The sequence below is a fragment of the Brevibacillus brevis genome, from assembly GCF_001039275.2.
In the GTDB taxonomy this organism is placed as follows: Bacteria; Bacillota; Bacilli; order Brevibacillales; family Brevibacillaceae; genus Brevibacillus; species Brevibacillus brevis_C.
Genome location: NZ_CP030117.1, coordinates 484,374 through 502,257, shown reverse-complemented (window position 1 = coordinate 502,257; position 17,884 = coordinate 484,374). Strand labels below are relative to the sequence as shown.

At 46.0% G+C, this 17,884-nt stretch carries 16 protein-coding genes; 3 read left to right on the top strand and 13 right to left on the bottom strand.

The window, feature by feature from the left end:
- Nucleotides 1–36: 36 nt before the first annotated feature.
- Nucleotides 37–789, bottom strand: coding sequence for a phosphate ABC transporter ATP-binding protein PstB (pstB, locus tag AB432_RS02805; protein WP_048036210.1), 753 nt, complete (start codon nt 787–789; stop codon nt 37–39).
- A gap of 234 nt (nt 790–1,023) precedes the next feature.
- Here pstB (AB432_RS02805) and AB432_RS02800 point away from each other — a divergent pair, with 234 nt between their 5' ends.
- Nucleotides 1,024–3,069, top strand: a complete 2,046-nt coding sequence (locus AB432_RS02800; protein ID WP_048036209.1) for a methyl-accepting chemotaxis protein — start codon at nt 1,024–1,026, stop codon at nt 3,067–3,069.
- Nucleotides 3,070–3,181: 112 nt separating this feature from the next.
- Nucleotides 3,182–3,406, top strand: a complete 225-nt coding sequence (locus AB432_RS02795) for a hypothetical protein (RefSeq protein ID WP_201265909.1) — start codon at nt 3,182–3,184, stop codon at nt 3,404–3,406.
- Nucleotides 3,407–3,476: 70 nt separating this feature from the next.
- On the opposite strand, the gene pstB (AB432_RS02790) is transcribed toward AB432_RS02795, so the two are convergent.
- The 4 genes from pstB (AB432_RS02790) to AB432_RS02775 form a co-directional block, all read right to left on the bottom strand.
- Complete coding sequence (gene pstB, locus AB432_RS02790; RefSeq protein WP_048036208.1) at nt 3,477–4,250, bottom strand: phosphate ABC transporter ATP-binding protein PstB; 774 nt, start codon at nt 4,248–4,250, stop codon at nt 3,477–3,479.
- A gap of 19 nt (nt 4,251–4,269) precedes the next feature.
- Complete coding sequence (gene pstA, locus AB432_RS02785; RefSeq protein ID WP_017247277.1) at nt 4,270–5,160, bottom strand: phosphate ABC transporter permease PstA; 891 nt, start codon at nt 5,158–5,160, stop codon at nt 4,270–4,272.
- A complete protein-coding gene (pstC, locus tag AB432_RS02780) occupies nt 5,161–6,108 on the bottom strand; it encodes a phosphate ABC transporter permease subunit PstC (protein ID WP_048036207.1) in 948 nt (315 codons plus the stop codon).
- Between the two features lie 89 nt (nt 6,109–6,197).
- A complete protein-coding gene (locus AB432_RS02775) occupies nt 6,198–7,127 on the bottom strand; it encodes a phosphate ABC transporter substrate-binding protein PstS family protein (RefSeq protein ID WP_048036206.1) in 930 nt (309 codons plus the stop codon).
- A gap of 181 nt (nt 7,128–7,308) precedes the next feature.
- On the opposite strand from AB432_RS02775, the gene AB432_RS02770 reads away from it, so the two are divergent.
- Nucleotides 7,309–7,512, top strand: a complete 204-nt coding sequence (locus tag AB432_RS02770) for a DUF378 domain-containing protein (protein ID WP_048036205.1) — start codon at nt 7,309–7,311, stop codon at nt 7,510–7,512.
- Between the two features lie 569 nt (nt 7,513–8,081).
- On the opposite strand, the gene AB432_RS02760 is transcribed toward AB432_RS02770, so the two are convergent.
- The 8 genes from AB432_RS02760 to AB432_RS02725 all read right to left on the bottom strand — a co-directional run bounded on the left by AB432_RS02760 (nt 8,082) and on the right by AB432_RS02725 (nt 17,845).
- Nucleotides 8,082–8,630 (bottom strand): GerMN domain-containing protein, encoded by a 549-nt coding sequence (locus tag AB432_RS02760; protein WP_048036204.1) that lies wholly within the window; start codon nt 8,628–8,630, stop codon nt 8,082–8,084.
- Between the two features lie 14 nt (nt 8,631–8,644).
- Entirely contained in the window at nt 8,645–10,300 is a 1,656-nt protein-coding gene (locus tag AB432_RS02755) for an N-acetylmuramoyl-L-alanine amidase family protein (protein WP_048036203.1), read from the bottom strand.
- 170 nt (nt 10,301–10,470) lie between these two features.
- Entirely contained in the window at nt 10,471–10,947 is a 477-nt protein-coding gene (locus AB432_RS02750; RefSeq protein ID WP_048036202.1) for a hypothetical protein, read from the bottom strand.
- A gap of 41 nt (nt 10,948–10,988) precedes the next feature.
- Complete coding sequence (locus AB432_RS02745; protein WP_007721136.1) at nt 10,989–11,246, bottom strand: hypothetical protein; 258 nt, start codon at nt 11,244–11,246, stop codon at nt 10,989–10,991.
- Between the two features lie 130 nt (nt 11,247–11,376).
- Nucleotides 11,377–12,969, bottom strand: coding sequence for a peptide ABC transporter substrate-binding protein (locus AB432_RS02740; RefSeq protein WP_048036201.1), 1,593 nt, complete (start codon nt 12,967–12,969; stop codon nt 11,377–11,379).
- 131 nt (nt 12,970–13,100) lie between these two features.
- Nucleotides 13,101–14,753, bottom strand: coding sequence for a peptide ABC transporter substrate-binding protein (locus tag AB432_RS02735; RefSeq protein ID WP_048036200.1), 1,653 nt, complete (start codon nt 14,751–14,753; stop codon nt 13,101–13,103).
- A gap of 421 nt (nt 14,754–15,174) precedes the next feature.
- Nucleotides 15,175–16,800: a peptide ABC transporter substrate-binding protein gene (locus AB432_RS02730; RefSeq protein ID WP_048036199.1), complete on the bottom strand. Its 1,626-nt coding sequence runs from the start codon at nt 16,798–16,800 to the stop codon at nt 15,175–15,177.
- Between the two features lie 241 nt (nt 16,801–17,041).
- Nucleotides 17,042–17,845 (bottom strand): AraC family transcriptional regulator, encoded by an 804-nt coding sequence (locus tag AB432_RS02725; RefSeq protein ID WP_048036198.1) that lies wholly within the window; start codon nt 17,843–17,845, stop codon nt 17,042–17,044.
- Between the last annotated feature and the right edge of the window lie 39 nt (nt 17,846–17,884).

Genomic DNA, 17,884 nt, shown 5'->3' with positions numbered 1-17,884 from the left:
CAAAAAGTCCGCTCTCTTGCCATCTTGCCTATTGAATTATCCGAAACGTCCAGTAATGTAATCCTCTGTTCTTTTGTCACGCGGATTTTGGAAGATCGTCGGGGTATTGTCAAACTCGACTAGCTCTCCATTCAAGAAAAACGCAGTCTTATCGGAAATACGAGCTGCCTGCTGCATGTTGTGGGTCACGATCACAATCGTATAACGGTTCTTCAGCTCTTCTAACAGCTCTTCGATTTTGGCTGTAGAAATCGGGTCTAAGGCTGAGGTTGGCTCATCCATCAAAATGATCTGTGGCTGAACAGCGAGTGCCCGAGCGATACAGAGGCGTTGTTGCTGTCCACCGGAAAGCCCTGTTGCTGGCTTTTTCAATACATCCTTCACTTCATCCCAAAGTGCTGCTGCCTTGAGGCTTGTCTCTACCAACTCGTCCAGCTTGTTACGATCGTTCATGCCATGAAGTTTCGGCCCGTACGTGATGTTGTCATAGATGCTCTTCGGAAATGGATTCGGATGCTGAAACACCATACCGATATTTTTGCGAAGTCGCTCAACTTCTACGCGAGAGCTATAAATATCCTCCTCGAACACTTTTACCGTTCCTGTAATTTTGGTGTTCGGTACAGAGTCGTTCATTCGATTCAACGTCCGTAAAAATGTAGACTTACCGCAGCCTGACGGACCGATTAAGGCTGTAATGGAGTCAGACTCTACATCCAGATTTATATTATAGAGGGCTTGCTTATTACCGTAGAAGAGATTCAACTCTCTCACCGAAATAACGCTCATACGGTCTTCGCTCCTTCGTGGTTGTTACGTCCTTTTACTTCCCCACTATAGCGCATCAATGTTAGGTTTCCGTGTGATGTTTATTAAGTTTCGATAAAGATTTTGTCTTAGGACTTTTTACATAGGTCATCCTACATTAAGTTATGGTAAATGTTTCTGGTAAACCATATACGCTCCCCTGGACTAACCCTACAATGAAGCTGAACGTTTTGACAAATAAGGGGAGAACAATCGATGGCGGGCATAAAAAAGATATGGGGTCACTCGTCGTTTCATTATCGTTCAATCTTCACCAGGCTGTTTGCAGGCATTATGGGAATGGTTGTCTGTATGATGGCCATTGCTGCATTCTTCATCAGCTATCAATCACAAGCCACACTAAATGAAAAAACAAAGCAGCAATTACATGACGCATCCGGTGCCGCTTTACAGAACGTACATAGCAGGGTCTACGACATCGTGACCGCCTTGCAATCATTTGCTTCTACTTATAAAAACAGCACGGTTACCAACAGCCAAATATTTGGCATCTTTACGGATATGACTATCAACAATCCTACTATTTCAGAATTACAGATCGTCACCACAGACGGGCGGTATTTGACCTTTCCCGGATCACCGCTCGACAGCTCATATGATCCGCGAAAAACAGACTGGTATGAAGGGGCTTTGAATCAAACGCAGCATGGTGCTTTTGTCTCGGATGTCTTTCAGTTTTCCGAGACGGAGTTTCCGAAGATTGCCGTCTCCCTCCCCTTGCGCAACGAAGAGGAGGAGCCTGTCGGGGTAGTGGTGGCTTTTGTCTCTGTCCCGAAGCTGAGCGAGTCCATCGGTCAGATTAAACTCGGGGAAACCGGGTATGCCATGATCGTGGATCATCAAGGAAAGCTGGTCGCTCATCCCGATCAATCCTATGCGTTGCAGCGTCCTCTTCTCACTGAGCTTCCGGTCGTACAAAATGTCATCGCCGGTCAATCTGGCTACGAACCGAGCAAGATCAATGGAATAGATTCTTTTGCTGCCTATCAATTCGAGCCATCGTTGAAATGGGGCGTAATCGTCGTTCAGTCTGTATCGGAGGTAAAACAAGAGGTCCGTCGCCTGCAGCTAACCATTTTGGCCGTCTCATTGGTCGGACTCGTGGCACTTGCATTGATGCTGTACGTGTACGTACGCAGAATTATCAATCCGATCAAGGAAGCTCAGCAAAAAATGACATCCTTTAGCGAGGGTGATCTCCTACAAACGATGCAGGTACAGAGCAATGATGAAATACGCCAGCTAGCTGACAGCTTCAATCGAATGAGTGAACAAATCCGGACGATCATCGGTAAAATTCAATATGTCATCTCAGACGTCAAGCAAGTTGCCGATCATGTAGGAAAAGGCTCCCGCCATTCGCACGCGATGCAGACCGAGGTCGTCTCCGTAACTGAACAACTCGCTCAAGAAATGGATAATCAGCAGGAGCAGATTGAAGAAATAAATCTCACGATGAACGAAATCACCCAAGAAATGTCCCGTATCACGAGCTCGATGGAAGAGGCGATCTTGCAAAGCCAAGAATCGCGTGAACAGAACGCCATGGCCGCAGCCTCCATGAATACGTTAAAGCAAAATATGCACAGCATCTCGGAAGACATGAAAGCCTCCATTCAAGCCATGTCTTCCATGCGAGAAAGTATGGGAGATATCAACGAAATGCTCGGTTTGATATCTGCTATCTCAAAACGAACCAAGCTCTTGTCCTTCAATGCCCGTATTGAAGCTTCAAGAGCGGGGCAAGCAGGAATCGGTTTCAGTGTCGTCGCGGATGAAATCCGCTTGCTGTCCGATCAGACCGAAGAGGCATCGGCCCGTATTCAACAGGTAATCGCATCCGGGGAAGAGAGAATGGAGCACGTAGCTGTGTGCTTGGAAACGACTGATCATGCCACTGTAAACGGTATTCAAACCTTGCATCAAGCAGCTTCTATTTTTAACAATACCGTACAGCTCAGCGAAGCTCTTACAACACAATTTGAGACCATCAGAGCACTCACAGGGACGATTTCTGCGCAAAGCCAAGTCATTTCACAGCGGGTCGATAACCTGTCTGCTTCTGCACAACAAGTCGTATCAGGCACACAGCAAGCCGTAGCAGCCAATCAAGAGAGCCTCTCCTTATCAGAGCAATTTCTCGATGACTCCCTGCGCCTGACAGAAATCGTAGAGGATCTGGAGCAAACCATCCAATTTTTTCGAGCGGGAGAAACAACCCATTCTTTGAAAAATTCATGATATCATAAAGTGAATGTGAACTTTTATCAAGGTCTTTGTTCATAGCCACTATCTGCGTTACTTGTTTGTGGCGATATTTTTTGTTGGCTTGATAGTCGGTTATGTTCGATATGTGATGAAGGTCAAAAGCGAGAACATGCAGCATCAAAGCAAATGGTACAAATATGGATTTATACTTGCTTTTGCCCTCATCTATATGGCTATCAAATATGGTGTAAAAGCTGTTGTAGGCTATGAGGCTGCCAGCGAAGACTACGGCACTGTCATCGCGTTCTTTTTCCTGGGTCTGTTTATTGCCTACTATGGTCTTTATTTACGATATTTGCGGAAAGCCTGAAACCAATAAAACAAGAAGCCCTCCTGCAAGCTGATTTGCTTGGGAGGGCTTCTTGTGCTTTTCTATTGTCTTACCCAAAACGTCCGCTAATGTACGCTTCCGTTTTTTCGTTTTCAGGTGATGTGAAGATTTTCCCTGTCTCATCCATTTCGATCAGCTCACCCATCAGGAAGAAGGCGGTTTTCTCAGAAATTCGCGCTGCCTGATGAAGGTTATGGGTAACGATCACGATCGTATACTCATCCTTTAGCTGCATGACCAGCTCTTCGATTTTCATGGTAGAGATCGGATCGAGAGCGGAAGCTGGTTCGTCCAACAGCAAAATGGTTGGCTGCATCGCGATTGCACGCGCGATACATAGCCGTTGCTGCTGTCCGCCGGAAAGGGAGAGAGCAGAGTCGCGAAGACGATCTTTTACCTCATCCCAAAGCGCTGCTTTTCGCAGGCTCGACTCAACCAATTCATCCAAGTCACGTTTATTAGTCATCCCGTGGAAACGCGGTGCAAATGCGATGTTTTCATAGATCGATTTGAAAAATGGATTCGCTCGCTGGAACACCATTCCTACCACTTGGCGCAGACTCTCGATGTTTACTTGCGAGCTGTTAATGTCGATACCATCTACAATAATGGAACCCTCTACACGACAAGAAGGAACCAGATCATTCATCCGGTTCAAGCTCCGTAGAAGCGTCGATTTCCCACATCCGGACGGGCCGATAAAGGCCGTCACGGAGTTGCGTTCAATATCCATCGATATATTTTTTACGGCGTGCTTCTCTCCGTAGTATACATTCACGTTATTCGTCTGAATGATCGTTTCTTGCATGGTCAGTACGGACATGGCTGCCACCTACCTCTTCTTAGTTTGATCCTGACGTCATCTTTTTGTAAACCCAATTCCCGAACCAACGAGCGGAAAGGTTAAAGAGCAAGACGGCAATAATCAGAACAGCAGCCGCGCCATCTGCGACATCACGCGCATCCGGTGTCAGCCCCTCGCTGTTTACCTTCCAAATATGCACAGCCAATGTCTCGGCAGGACGGAACGGGTTCAACGGTGAGGTCGTACTATTCAATGAGAAGTCGGTGAAATCCAGATTCGGTGAAGACATCCCCGCTGTAAACAGCAAGGCAGCCGCTTCTCCAAATACACGGCCAGACGCCAAAATGGCACCTGTAATGATACCTGGGAGTGCTGCTGGAAGGATGACAGACACGATGGTACGCCATTTGGTAATACCAAGCGCGAGACTCGCTTCCTTTTGACTGCGTGGTACGTTGCGCAGTGCATCTTCTGTTACACGAACCAAGAGCGGCAGGTTAAATACCGTCAGCGCAAGTGCTCCACCAAACAGGGTATAGCCCCAGCCAGTCATATTTACGAACACAAGCAATCCAAACAAACCAACTACAATAGACGGAAGGGAAGACAATACTTCTATACTCATGCGGATAAACTGTGTAATCTTGTTATCCGGCGCATATTCAGCCATATAAATACCTGCTCCGATCCCGAGCGGCAACGCGATCAACATGGTCAGGACCAGCAAGTACAACGAGTTGAAAAGCTGTGGTCCAATCCCGCCACCCGCATTGACGATATCCGGCGGAGAGGTCAAAAAGTCGAGATTCAGCTTATGCCAGCCTTGTGAGAGAATGAAGCCCAATAGTCCCACCAAGGTACCGATAATCAGTACGGCAATCAGTGTCAAAACAACAGTAGCAGCGCGGTCCATCAGTCTCGCTTTCATCTATTTTGCCAACCTCTTTCTGCCCAACAGGCGCAAAATCACGATAAAGATGAAAGACATCGCCAAGAGCAGCAAAGCCATTGACCATAGAGCATTGTTATACGGAGTTCCTTGAATCGTATTCCCCATGTTCAATGTAATACCGCTAGTAAGCGTACTGATTGGTTCGAACAAACCGCCTGGCAGCTTCGTTGTGTTACCGATAACCATTTGCACAGCCAAAGCTTCTCCAAAAGCGCGAGACATTCCCAAAACAATGGCCGTCAAACAGCCAGGAAGCGCGGAATGCAACACGACATTCCAAATAGTTTGCCAGCGAGTAGCACCCAGCGCGAGCGAAGCGTTGCGCAAATCTTGCGGAACAGCCTCGATAGCATCTGCTGCCACACTCGTAATCGTAGGCAAAATCATCAGGGCAAGAACAAGTCCCCCTGCCAATAAGCTGAAACCAAGAACATCAAATTGTTCGCGAATAAATGGAACAAGCAAAGTTAGTCCAACATAACCGTAAACGACCGATGGGATACCAACCAACAGCTCGATTACCGGCTTCAATACTTTTTTCCCGAAGCCCGGAAAGATCTCTGTCATAAAAATAGCGGCGCCGATTCCAAGTGGCGCGGCAATTAAAGCAGCCAATGCCGTTACGAAAAACGAACCAAGAATAAAAGGCAGGACACCATACGCGGATGGTTCACCTTCTGGGTCCCATTTGTCATGGGTTAAAAATTCTTTGAAGCTTACTCCATCGACGAAGAACGTCGACAGCCCTTTTGAAGCAATAAAATAGGTGATCGATAAAACAACAATAACGAGCAAACCCGCACAAATCATCGCGATGGTTTTGCCTGTAATATTCTCTGTCTTTTGACGCTTGTTCGTTGTCAGCATTTTTTGCGCAATCATCGATTGACGCTCTGTATTTACCCCTTCAGTACGATGGCTCATGTTCTCCCTCCTGGAAAGAAAACGACTGTACGCAAGCAAAATGAGGGGAAGGCCCCCCTACCCCTCTATTTTGCTGTTGACGATAACGCTTATTTTTGTGTTACTTTGCCCTCTGCATCACGTTCCACTTTCATATCTGTGATTGGCAGGAAGCCCAATTCTGTTACAGTTTTCTTTTGTACTTCGTCAGTCAGGATGAAGTCGAGGAACGCTTTTGCATCGCCAGTTGCTTCACCTTTGGTGTACATATGCTCGTACGCCCATACTGGATATTTGTTCGTTGTAATGTTTTCTGCGTTTGCTTCCACGCCATCCAATTTCAGAGCTTTTACCGAGTCATTGAAGTAGGACAGTGCCAAGTAACCAATTGCACCTGGTGTTTCAGCAATGATTTTGCGAACAGTACCGGAGGAATCCTCTGTGATACCTTCTGCTTCTTCTTTGCCATCCAACGCGAATTTGCTGAATGTCGCGCGAGTTCCGGAAGATTTCGGACGGTTAACCAGTGTGATCTTCATGTCTTCGCCGCCAACTTCTTTCCAGTTGGTGATTTTACCAGTGAAGATGTCGATCAATTGTTGCTTGGTCAAGTTGTCCACTTTCACTTGTGGGCTTACTGCTGCTGCCATACCGACAACCGCTACTTTATGGTCTACCAGTTCGTTTGCTGGAATGCCTTTTTTCTCTTCTGCAAAAATGTCGGAGTTACCGATCGTTGCTGCACCGCTTGCTACTTGGCTCAAGCCTGTACCGCTTCCTCCGCCTTGTACTTGAATTTGTGCGCCTGCATTTTTTGCCATAAAGTCTTTGGCCGCTTGCTCGACCAGAGGCTGTAAAGCGGTAGAACCTACTGCTGTTACAGGTTCACCGGAAGTTTTTGTTGTCGAACCAGAGTTGCTTTGCTCCTGGGCTGGTTGTTGCGCTGGTGCTGGTGTCTGTGCAGTATTGCCGCTTCCGCACCCCGCGAGTAATGCCCCTACACATGTCAGCGCAATAAACATTTTGCTGAGTTTTTTCATTTGATGAAAATCCTCCTTAAAAGGTTCGGTTTGTTTTTTCTCTCTTACAAGTACAAACTATACAGCGGGAATGTTGTCGTATTATGTTGTGAATGTAAAGCTTTCTTAAAGATGGAGAAATTCCTGTTGTAAAACCGAAAACATGGGAATAATGTCCCTATTCTTTTCTGGGGGTGTCCATGTGGAACGGCTGGCCTTGCTTTTTGTGATCATTGGTGCCCTGAACTGGGGATTAATCGGGTTATTTCAGTTTGATTTAGTCGCAAGCTTGTTTGGTGGAGCGGAGTCTATCGTAAGTCGAATCGTGTATACGTTGGTAGGCTTGTTTGGGGTATATGCCATCAAGTTTCTTTTCACGGATCGGGAAGAAACACCTACAACATAAAAAACTTTGTCCGGCTGTTGGGGAGAGGAGGAAACAGGAGAAAACGCTCAGATTCTTGTCCCACCCGCTGAGGGATTCACTGCCCGTCTCCATGAAAAAAAGCGAAACCCGCGTCCAAAGTGGTCCATTCAAGAGGTGTCTCAGAGGTGGACACTAAAAGCTTGTTTCGCTTTTTTTCATTGCGCCTTGGTCGGTGTACCAAAGATCTTCGCTTATTTCTCCTGTTTCCTCTACGAGCTTTCCGTGTTATTCGAGGTTTTAAAAGCCTAAAAGATTGAAGAATGTACTCAGTCACGACAGAGAAGAATATTTCCAGACGTAGCGACTTGTGGAGTCCTTCCGAGCGGAGAAGCGATTAGCGGGCAAAAGAAACGCAACGTGCCCGAGCGACGAAGCGGCTACCACTTTTGCGTTTCCCCGCTAATCGCTTCGGAGCGGGCAGTCTCAGCCCTCAGCAGGACGAAGCCTGGAGCCTAGACTGGAAATATTCTTCTCCCCACGGCAGCTACTATACGAGAAAAAAAGCGGCACATCCCGATTAACAGGGTGTGCCGCTTTTATGGTGATGATTAATTGTCTCGTTTCAGTGGCTCGGTGAGATCTACGTGCCCCATCAGCGTTTCTACTTTCTTTCCATCCTCCAAGAAGACAATCTCCTTTACTTCCGAGAACTGAAAGAATGTATTCTTCAACGCATCCAAAGCCATCGTCTCGCCACTTGAACCCATATTGAACTGATTCTTGCTATCTGCATCAATCGTCAGGGTGCCTTTATCGATTGTAATGGAGTGGTACTTGAAGTCTTTCCACAGTGGAATGTGCACGTCTGGCTTTACAGGCGTCTCTAGCAGGGCAAGTGTCTTTTTGTACTTCTCGATATCTTCTGCAAACGTGATCTCTTGCTCTTCTTTTTGCAGCTCCATCAAATTATTATCCGAATAGTAAACGGTGACCATTTGCTTTTTCAGAGTCGGCTCTGTTGTCGATGGATCAGTGTTTGAACCAGATGGCTGTTCTACTGGTGTGGTTGGCTGTGGTGTTTCTGTCGCGTTTTGCCCACATCCGGCCAAAAGCAGCATCACTAACGCTGCCATCCAGATCACTCGACTTTTTTTCATCGTGAAAAGCCCCCTTACTGATAAGACTCGTAGTATTCACGAATAGCCGCAACAATGGCTTTCGCGATTTTATCTTGGAATGCCGGATTCGTCAGTTGTGCATTCTCCTGTGGATTGGAGAGGAAGCCAGTTTCGGTCAACACAGCAGGCATTTTCGTGTTTTTGATCACATAAAAGCCGCTCTGTTTGACGCCTCTATCCGGGAACTGCGTTGCCCCACGCAAATGTTTATGTACCACTTGGGCAAAGTCTTTGCTGTTTTCATTATAATAGAAAGTTTCTGTTCCTGCAGCCGTCGGTTTCGGGAATGCGTTGGCATGCATAGACAAGAACAAGTCGGCTTCTAACTCATTGGCAAAAGCGACACGCTCTGACAGTTCATAAAACACATCTGTCGTGCGTACGGGAACGACTTGAAACTCTGGGTACTGCTTCAGCAAAGCCACAATCTTATTGGAGACAGCCAAGTTGTAATCTTTTTCATTGTTGCCAGCGGAGCCCTTCGTGCCTGGGTCTTTCCCTCCATGACCGGCATCAACGACGATCAGGTAGCCTGTTTTCTTCGGTTTTGGCGTCAATTTTACTTCGAGACCATCTTTCGTGTAAGCCAGCTCATACGTGCTCTTTTGGTTCAGCTCAATGACGACGCGAACCGTGTCAGGAGATGCACTGTATTGGCTGTAACGCAGGTCAGCGATGAGAGGTTCTTCTTTTGCTTGTTCTGCCTGATTCAGTTCGTCAGAATCTGAATCTGTGCCTTGGTCTTCATCATTAGCGGAGGACGTTTCCTCAGATTCGCCTACGCTATCGTTTTTCTCGTCTTGACGCTTTAGATCTTCGACTAAATCATCATCCAATGCTGTTTGTGGGAGATCCAAGACAATCCGGTGAGGACCTGTCATCACAAAGGACTGAGGAATGACAGGTATAGTCGTTTCAATACGAACACGGTCGCCGTCCTCAGATACATCTTTCAAAATATTGAGGCGATCGATCTCAACCTGATTATTTTTCTTGTCCCATGCAAATGACCCTCCAAGCTCCTCCTCCAATTGACGTAATGGGAGGACCAACTGATCATCAATCGTCATCCCGCGCTCAGGTCGTTTCCACGCAAAGCCTTTTTGTCCCACTTGCTCTGCCACAGTCTGTGCGGACGCGTACAGCGTGTCCTCCACTTGATACAGCTTGATCGGCTGGGTTGGTGCCTTGCCATTCAGCTTTACCTGTGGTGTTTCGTTCGCAATGACAGTTCGTGTGCTGTTGTCCCACCCGACTGTAACACCAAGTGACTCCCCGACAAAACGCAGTGGCAGCAGCATACGCTTTTGTGAAATAACAGGTGGCGTATCGAGCTTCACTTGTTTGCCGTTCAACACTGCTGTACGGGAGTCAAGTGTAAGGGAGAGCTGCTGTGTGCCTTTGGTAATGACAGCTGTTCGAGTAGCCTCATTCCAATCCACTTTTGCACCTAGCCCTTCGGCGATAACACGGACGGGAACCAACGTGCGTCCATTCTTGATGGCTGGCGGTACTTCAGCATTCACTGCTTGTCCACCAATCATGAGATTGACAGCTTCCTCTGAGGCACTGCTTGCTGCAACCGCCCAACCGGGGATTAGCAGCAGGACCAGCAGCGCAAAAAGCAGAGGGTAAAATCGTCTCTTCATCCTGACCTCCTCCGTGATGTCTGTTTTCTTCGTTATGTGGCGTCAGCCAATGTGCAACGTTCACCATTCTATTAGACGCTAGATGATCTGTAAAGTTTATAGTCTTTTGGTACCAAAATGAAAAGACCGCCTCCGCATGCCCCGCGAGACAGTCTTTGCAACTGAGTTTTTTACCGAAAAAATCCCCTTCTCTCTTGCCTACTTACTTGTTGAACCGGTTTTTTTATCATGTTCAAGCCCCCGTTGGCAAGAAATTGCTGTATCAGCGATATCACAGCTGGATTCGACAACACCTTAATGGAGTCGGCTACCTTGGGGTTTTTCAACTGGGGAATAGCGTCGCCTAGATGCGGTAAAAGCGGCAGTAAATCCTCGATAGAAATGGCAGGCTTTTGTGGTTGGGTTACAGCTTCTACTTGAGGGGCACTCCGTCGGCCTCCAAACAGCAGACCTCGCCGTTCTCCTGTACTTTTTGGAGGCGCCTGTTTAAGACGCCCCAGTGTATTCTTCATATCCTGTAGCTCCTGTCGCACCTGACTCATTTCTTTCATTATTTGGGCATTGTTTGCATGCTGTGCATCCGCAAGCTTGTTGATCGATTCTAGCACATGGTTCTTGGGGACAACCTGCTTCTTTTTCGCTTTCATTTTCTCAACGATAATCCCACCTCCCTCCTCACTCTACCCCCTTATCTAAAACGTTTTTTTATATTTTCCAAATCCTTTGCAGTGACACCTTTTTTCGAAAGCTTATTCAACAGGCTTCCGACATTTTCTGTTTTCTGCATCTGACGAAACTGCGCAGCATAACTGTTAACCTCTTGCTCGGTCAATTTTTTCCCTGACTTTCTGGCCATTTCACGAATGACTTCCTTGATTCCCGCATCTGTCCTTAGCTTTTCCTTAGGAATGGATTTAACAATGTTGAGCAAAGAACCAATATCCATCAATATCCCCCCTGGTTGCAGTTAGTTCCTTTTTACTCTATGTAGCCACGGGCGTAATGGATTGGTCATTTGTCCATGAGACAGAAAAAAAGAAGAGGTCGTAAAAAACCTCTTCTCATCCGTGTTTTGATTATGGAGTAATATCTGCGTATTTGAAATCGATAGCACCCAGACCATCCATTACGACATCTTTCAGATTTTCATTCTGCACCCAAGAGTTGGCGTAGAAGTAGATTGGCATGATTGGCATTTCATCCATCAGGATTTGCTCAGCTTGAGCCAGAATTGCTTTTCGTTTCTCTGGGTCTTGCTCCAGAGCGGATTGGCTCAGGAGCTCCTTGTACTTTGGATTTTCCCAACGTGTATCGTTGTTTCCGCCGTCTTTTTCCTGGAACATTTCCAAGAAGTTGATGGGGTCATTGAAGTCACCTAGCCAACCTCCACGAGCGATTTGATAATTACCTTCGTGTACGTCTTCTAAGTATACCTTCCACGCTTTATTTTCGAGCTTGATATCTACACCGAGGTTTTTCTTCCATTGAGCCTGTATTTCTTTTGCGATCTTTTTATGACCTTCGGATGTGTTGTAGCTGAGTGTAATTGGAGGGAGTTTGGAGATACCCTCTTCCTTCATACCTTCTACCAGTAATTTCTTTGCAACTTCAAGATCATTGTCTTTGAAGTAACCGTCTTTGTTCAACGCCATGCTCGGTGGTACATAGCCTGTTGCCGGCACTTGACCCGCTTGCAGGACATCGGCGGTGATACTTTCACGATGAATTGCATAGGCGAACGCCTTACGAATTTTTGCGTTGGTAAACGGTGCTTGCTCTGTATTGAAACGATAAAAGTAGGCACCGGCGATTGGCTGTGTCTTCAAGATGCCAGCTTCTCTCAAAACCGGAAGTGCATCGATTGGCAGGGAAGAGTTTGGAGCACCCGCCCAATCCAGCTCGTCGTTATCAAACATAGCCAATTCCGTAGTCCCATCCTCTACCATGGTGAATTCGATCTTATCCAATTTTACATTGGCTTTATCCCAGTACTTTTCGTTTTTGGAAACTACGAGCTTGCTCTTGTGCTCCCATGTTTCCATTTTGAATGGTCCGTTGCCAACAACCGTCTTTGCATCGTCAGCCCATTTTCTGTTGCCTTCGACTACCTTCTTGTTCACCGGGAAGTATGTTTGAAAAGCTACCAGCTCCGGGAAAAATGGTGTCGAGTTTGTCAGTTCCACTTTTAGCGTCTTATCGTCAATCGCCTTTACGCCAACGTCTCCCGCCTTGCCGGTCCCTTTGTTGAAGTCTTCTGCACCTTTTACATAATACAACTGGTAGGCGTAGTTGGATGCTGTCTTTGGATCGAGCGCACGTTTCCAAGCATATTCGAAGTCATATGCCGTTACTGGATCGCCGTTGCTCCATTTTGCTTCACGAATTTTGAATTCATAGGTTTTTCCATCCTTAGAAACGGTATAGCTCTCTGCCGCGGCTGGGTGCACCTTTCCGTCTTTTCCGAGACGTGTCAGACCTTCGAATATAGCAGTGATGATCGTGCTAGAGGTTATATCCTCCGCAATTCCTGGGTCTGCTGTAGGCGGCTCCGATTGCAGATTCATTCTTAATACCTTCGGCTCAGCCGCTTGGATAGCGCCTTCGTACCCTGTCATCATTCCGCCGAAAACGAGGGCCGAACTCAATACCATAAAAACACTCTTCTTCATCATATACCCTCCAATAAACCCTGATAGAATCTTCCAAAAATAGTATACAATAAAAAGTAAAAATTTGGATATTAAATAGATAAAAAAAGAAGAAAGGTGATAACACCTCTCTTCTTTTACATGCACAGCTATTATTTCTTTTCTACGAAATCTGCATACTTGTAGTCTACAGCACCCAGACCATCGATGATAACATCTTGTACTCTGTCGTCCTTAACCCAAGATTGAGTATAGTAGTAGATTGGCATAATCGGCATTTCATCCATCAGGATTTGCTCAGCCTGAGCCAGGATTGCTTTACGTTTTTCTGGGTCTAGCTCCAGAGCGGATTGGTTCAGGAGTTCTTTGTACTTCGGATTTTCCCAACGAGTATCGTTGTTTCCGCCGTCTTTTTCCTTGAACATTTCCAGGAAGTTGATTGGATCGTTGAAGTCACCCAACCAGCCTGCACGAGCCACTTGGTATTTACCTTGGTGTACGTCATCCAGGTATACCTTCCACTCTTTGTTCTCGAGCTTCACGTCAACGCCCAGGTTTTTCTTCCATTGGTCTTGGATTGCCTCAGCAATCTTTTTGTGACCTTCGGAAGTGTTGAAGGAAAGAGTAAGTGCCGGGAATTTGGTCAGACCCTCTTCTTTCATTCCTTCTTCGAGCAATTTCTTCGCTGTTTCGATGTCATTATCCTTGTAGAAACCGTCTTTGTTCAGCGCCATGCTTGGTGGTACATAGCCTGTTGCTGGCAATTGACCAGCTTGCAGGATATTGTCGATCAGGCTTTGACGATCGATCGCATAGGCAAATGCTTTACGGATTTTCACATTGTTGAACGGTGGTTTTTCTGTGTTGAAACGGTAGAAGTAAGTACCCGCGATTGGCTGTGTTGTCATTTTGCCGGAATCTTTCAAAGCCGGGATCGCGTCAGTTGGCAACGCAGAAGTTGGAGCGCCTGCCCAGTGCAGTTCACCGTTTTCGTACATGGACAGCTCAGTATTCTCATCCTCTACCATGGAGAATTCGATTTTGTCCAATTTTACATTGTCTTTATCCCAGTAGTTTTCGTTTTTGGAAACTACGAGCTTGCTCTTGTGCTCCCAGGAATCCATTTTGAATGGACCGTTACCAATAACTGTTTTCGCATCGGTAGCCCATTTCTCGTTGCCATCTACTACTTTTGGATTAACTGGGAAGTATGTTTTGAATGCAACCAGCTCCAGGAAGAATGGAGTTGGGTTCGCCAATTCTACTTCGAGTGTTTTATCGTCAATTGCTTTTACGCCAACGTCTTCTACTTTACCCTTACCTTTGTTGTAGGCTTCTGCGCCCTTCACATAGTACAGTTGGTATGCATAGTTGGAAGCTGTTTTTGGATCAAGAGCGCGTTTCCAGGCATATTCGAAATCTTTTGCCGATACAGGATCGCCATTGCTCCATTTGTTATCACGAATTTTGAATGTATATTTTTTACCGTCTTCAGAAACAGTGTAGCTCTCTGCTGCTGCTGGATGGTATTTGCCGTCTTTACCAACACGAGTCAGACCTTCGAAGGTAGCAGTGATGATGGTGCTGGAAGTTGTATCTTCCGCGATACCTGGGTCAGCTGTTGGTGGCTCGGAGTGCAGGTTCAGTTTCAGTAATTTAGAGCCAGTTGCTGGTGCAGAATTTTCTGTCTTTGTTCCGGAAGCATTGTTATCTGCCGGTGCCGCCTGGTTTCCGCCACCGCATCCTGCGAGTGCCGCGCCAAGAACGAGGATAGAACTCATTGCCACGAAAACATTCTTTTTCATACAAGTAATCCCCCTTTTCTAAATCTTTTATCAATATACATGGTTTTATATATTTTTTAAATATGTTTTAGAATGATTTAATAAATTTTTATTTATTTATAAAGAGAATTAATGAATTATAAAATATATTGATCGATAAATAAAATTTCCAGAACATACCTCCCTCGATATTTCTAAGAAAAACCGCATAATATCAAGCTTTTTCAGAGTCGAGGATTCAAGCTTCATTTATTGATCTATTTTTTCATTCACCCAATTTTATCCACATTCAGTAAAGTGACAATAGTAATTTAATTTATAATTTTATAATTTATCATATCGCCGTCCATCCTCGGCTCGATTGTTCTCTCTGAAAATGGTTTACAAAAAAAGAAGAGTGCCGTAGCACCCTTCCTTTTTACAACGAGTTATGCGCTTTTTCTTATTGAATGTCTGCCCATTTCCAGTCTACGAAACCGAGACCGTCGAGTACTACACCTTTTACTTTGTCTTTTTTCACATAAGAATGTGTGTAGTAGTAGATTGGAACTGCTGGCATTTCGTCCATGAAAATGGCTTCTGCTTGTGCCAGGATTTGTTTGCGTTTTTCTGGGTCCTTTTCCAGAGCAGACTGGTTCAGCAGCTCTTTGTACTTCGGATTTTCCCATTTCGTGTCGTTGTTTCCGCCATCTTTGTCCTTGAACAGGTCCAAGAACGTGTATGGATCGTTGTAGTCACCAGTCCAGCTGGAACGAGCGATTTGGAATTTACCTTGGTTCACATCTTCCAAGAATACTTTCCATTCTTTGTTCTCCAACTTAATGTCTACGCCGAGTGCTTTTTTCCATTGGTCTTGGATCGCTTCGGCGATTTTCTTGTGACCTTCAGACGTGTTGAAGGAAAGTGTCAAGGTCGGCATTTTGGTAATGCCTTCTTCCTTCATACCTTCTTCCAGCAATTTTTTCGCTGCTTCTACATCGCCATCTTTGAAATACGGGCTTGTTGCCACTGCCATTGTTGGCGGGATCAGACCCATAGCTGGTTCTTGGTTTGCTTGCGTGATGTTGTCGATGATAGATTTACGATCGATTGCATAAGCAAACGCCTTACGGATTTTCGCGTTGTTGAACGGCGGAACTTCCGTATTGAATTTGTACATGTACGTACCCGCGATCGGGCGTGTTTGCATTTGGCCGGATTCTTTCAATGCAGGAATCGCATCGGTAGGAAGTGAGCTCAAAGGCGCTCCGGACCAATCCAGATCGTCATTGTCGAACATGGACAGCTCTGTATTTGCGTCTTCAACCATGGAGAAGTTGAGCTTGTCGAGTTTTACAACGTCTTTATCCCAGTAGGTATCGCTCTTCACGAGAACCAATTTGCTCTTATGTTCCCATGTTTCCATTTTGAATGGACCGTTACCTACGTGTGTAGCTGCTTCGCCCGCCCATTTATCGTTGCCTTCGACTACTTTTTGGTTAACTGGGTAGTACGTATAGAACGCAGTCAGCTCCAAGAAGAATGGTGTTGGATTTTTCAAAGTTACGACGAGTGTTTTATCGTCAGTCGCTTTTACGCCAACATCATCAGCTTTTGCTTTACCCTTGTTGTATTCTTCTGCGTTTTTCAGGTAATACAATTGGTAGGAGTAGTTAGATGCTGTTTTCGGATCGAGCGCTCGCTTCCAAGCGTATTCGAAATCCTTTGCAGTAACTGGCTCTCCATTGCTCCATTTGCTGTCACGCAGGGTGAATGTATAAGTAAGACCATCTTCGGATACGTCAATTTTTTCTGCTACAGATGGATGTGGTTTGCCATCTTCGCCAATACGAGTGAGACCATCAAATGTTGCACGCAGAACCGCACTGGAAGTAGAATCCTCAGCCAATGCAGGGTCAGCAGTTGGTGGCTCGGACATCATGTTCATTCTCAATTCTTTAGGACCACTTGTTTGCTCACCAGCAGGTTTGCTACCTTGCTCGCCTGCTTTGTCGCCGCCGCCACAGCCTGCCAGCGCCGCACTCAGAACCAGGATAGAACTCATTGCTGCAAAAACGCTTTTTTTCACGGTGTTGACCCCCTTTATTTCTATCGGTAAAACTTCATTGAAAGCTACTCCACAAATATACTGCATTTTTAGTAATATTGAAGACATTTTAAGTAAAATTAATTATGTTTTATTCAAACATCAAATTCTATTAAAGGAAATAAATTCGGTATTTTCATCATGATGAAGTATGCCTCGTACATAAAAATTTATGCAGCAATAAAGCAACCCCTCCGGCCATAGGCGAAGGGGTTCACTATGATTACATTTGGGCTCGTCGATACTCGTTCGGTGCTACACCGACGATTGCTCGAAAATCTCGAATAAAGTGAGAGTGATCATAATAGCCAAGTGTGGTAGACAGGTCCAGCCAATCTTGGACCGTTCCCTGGTCAATCTGCTCTGCCGCTTCATGTAGTCTGTACCGTTGGATGACCGACTTCGGGCTGACGCCTACGTACCGATCAAACAAGCGCTGCATCGTCCGCATATTCATTCCGGTCAATTGTACCGCATCCTCGACTTTGAATACGGATCGATCTGCCTGGATCATCCTGACGATTTCACTGATACGCGCTACATTCGGGTCAGGCTTTGGTAAGTGTTCGAATAGAAAGGCTTCTACTCTTTTCATCATTTGCTGATCATCTGGCAGGCCTAGCACTGCTTTCTCAAGCTGCTCGGTTGCAACACCAAATACGGCTTCCAGACTCGTAGAAGTGCCACTCAGCTCTGATACCGGGGCATTCAGAAACGGATAAAAACCTCCGGGTCTGAATTTTACTCCGAAAACGTGACCTTGCCCCTCTAAAAGATGCGAGGAAGTCGTGCGGGCTACACCAAAAATGCCAGTTGCTCCTTTTTCAAACACGAGATTCACATTGGGATGAGCCAGGACAGTTTGCGAGTAAGGCAGTTCCGTACGTAAATCCCACCGGACGACCCAGTAGTGCTGCACGAAGTAGCTGATTTCAGCAGATGGCTCGTATCTGTTCAGCGAAAATTTCTTCTGTCCAATCATGGCATGCAGTACACCCTTTGGGAGCTTGGCAGTCTGATTTTCCAAGGTGCGCCTCCTGTCGTGTTTTTACAATACACACTACCG

What these genes read in the sequence shown, in the direction of transcription:
- pstB (WP_048036210.1), bottom strand. Translation starts at nt 789, where the DNA reads ATGAGCGTTATTTCGGTGAGAGAGTTGAATCTCTTCTACGGTAATAAG.
- AB432_RS02800 (WP_048036209.1), top strand. Translation starts at nt 1,024, where the DNA reads ATGGCGGGCATAAAAAAGATATGGGGTCACTCGTCGTTTCATTATCGT.
- pstB (WP_048036208.1), bottom strand. Translation starts at nt 4,250, where the DNA reads ATGTCCGTACTGACCATGCAAGAAACGATCATTCAGACGAATAACGTG.
- pstA (WP_017247277.1), bottom strand. Translation starts at nt 5,160, where the DNA reads ATGAAAGCGAGACTGATGGACCGCGCTGCTACTGTTGTTTTGACACTG.
- pstC (WP_048036207.1), bottom strand. Translation starts at nt 6,108, where the DNA reads ATGAGCCATCGTACTGAAGGGGTAAATACAGAGCGTCAATCGATGATT.
- AB432_RS02775 (WP_048036206.1), bottom strand. Translation starts at nt 7,127, where the DNA reads ATGAAAAAACTCAGCAAAATGTTTATTGCGCTGACATGTGTAGGGGCA.
- AB432_RS02760 (WP_048036204.1), bottom strand. Translation starts at nt 8,630, where the DNA reads ATGAAAAAAAGTCGAGTGATCTGGATGGCAGCGTTAGTGATGCTGCTT.
- AB432_RS02755 (WP_048036203.1), bottom strand. Translation starts at nt 10,300, where the DNA reads ATGAAGAGACGATTTTACCCTCTGCTTTTTGCGCTGCTGGTCCTGCTG.
- AB432_RS02750 (WP_048036202.1), bottom strand. Translation starts at nt 10,947, where the DNA reads ATGAAAGCGAAAAAGAAGCAGGTTGTCCCCAAGAACCATGTGCTAGAA.
- AB432_RS02745 (WP_007721136.1), bottom strand. Translation starts at nt 11,246, where the DNA reads ATGGATATTGGTTCTTTGCTCAACATTGTTAAATCCATTCCTAAGGAA.
- AB432_RS02740 (WP_048036201.1), bottom strand. Translation starts at nt 12,969, where the DNA reads ATGAAGAAGAGTGTTTTTATGGTATTGAGTTCGGCCCTCGTTTTCGGC.
- AB432_RS02735 (WP_048036200.1), bottom strand. Translation starts at nt 14,753, where the DNA reads ATGAAAAAGAATGTTTTCGTGGCAATGAGTTCTATCCTCGTTCTTGGC.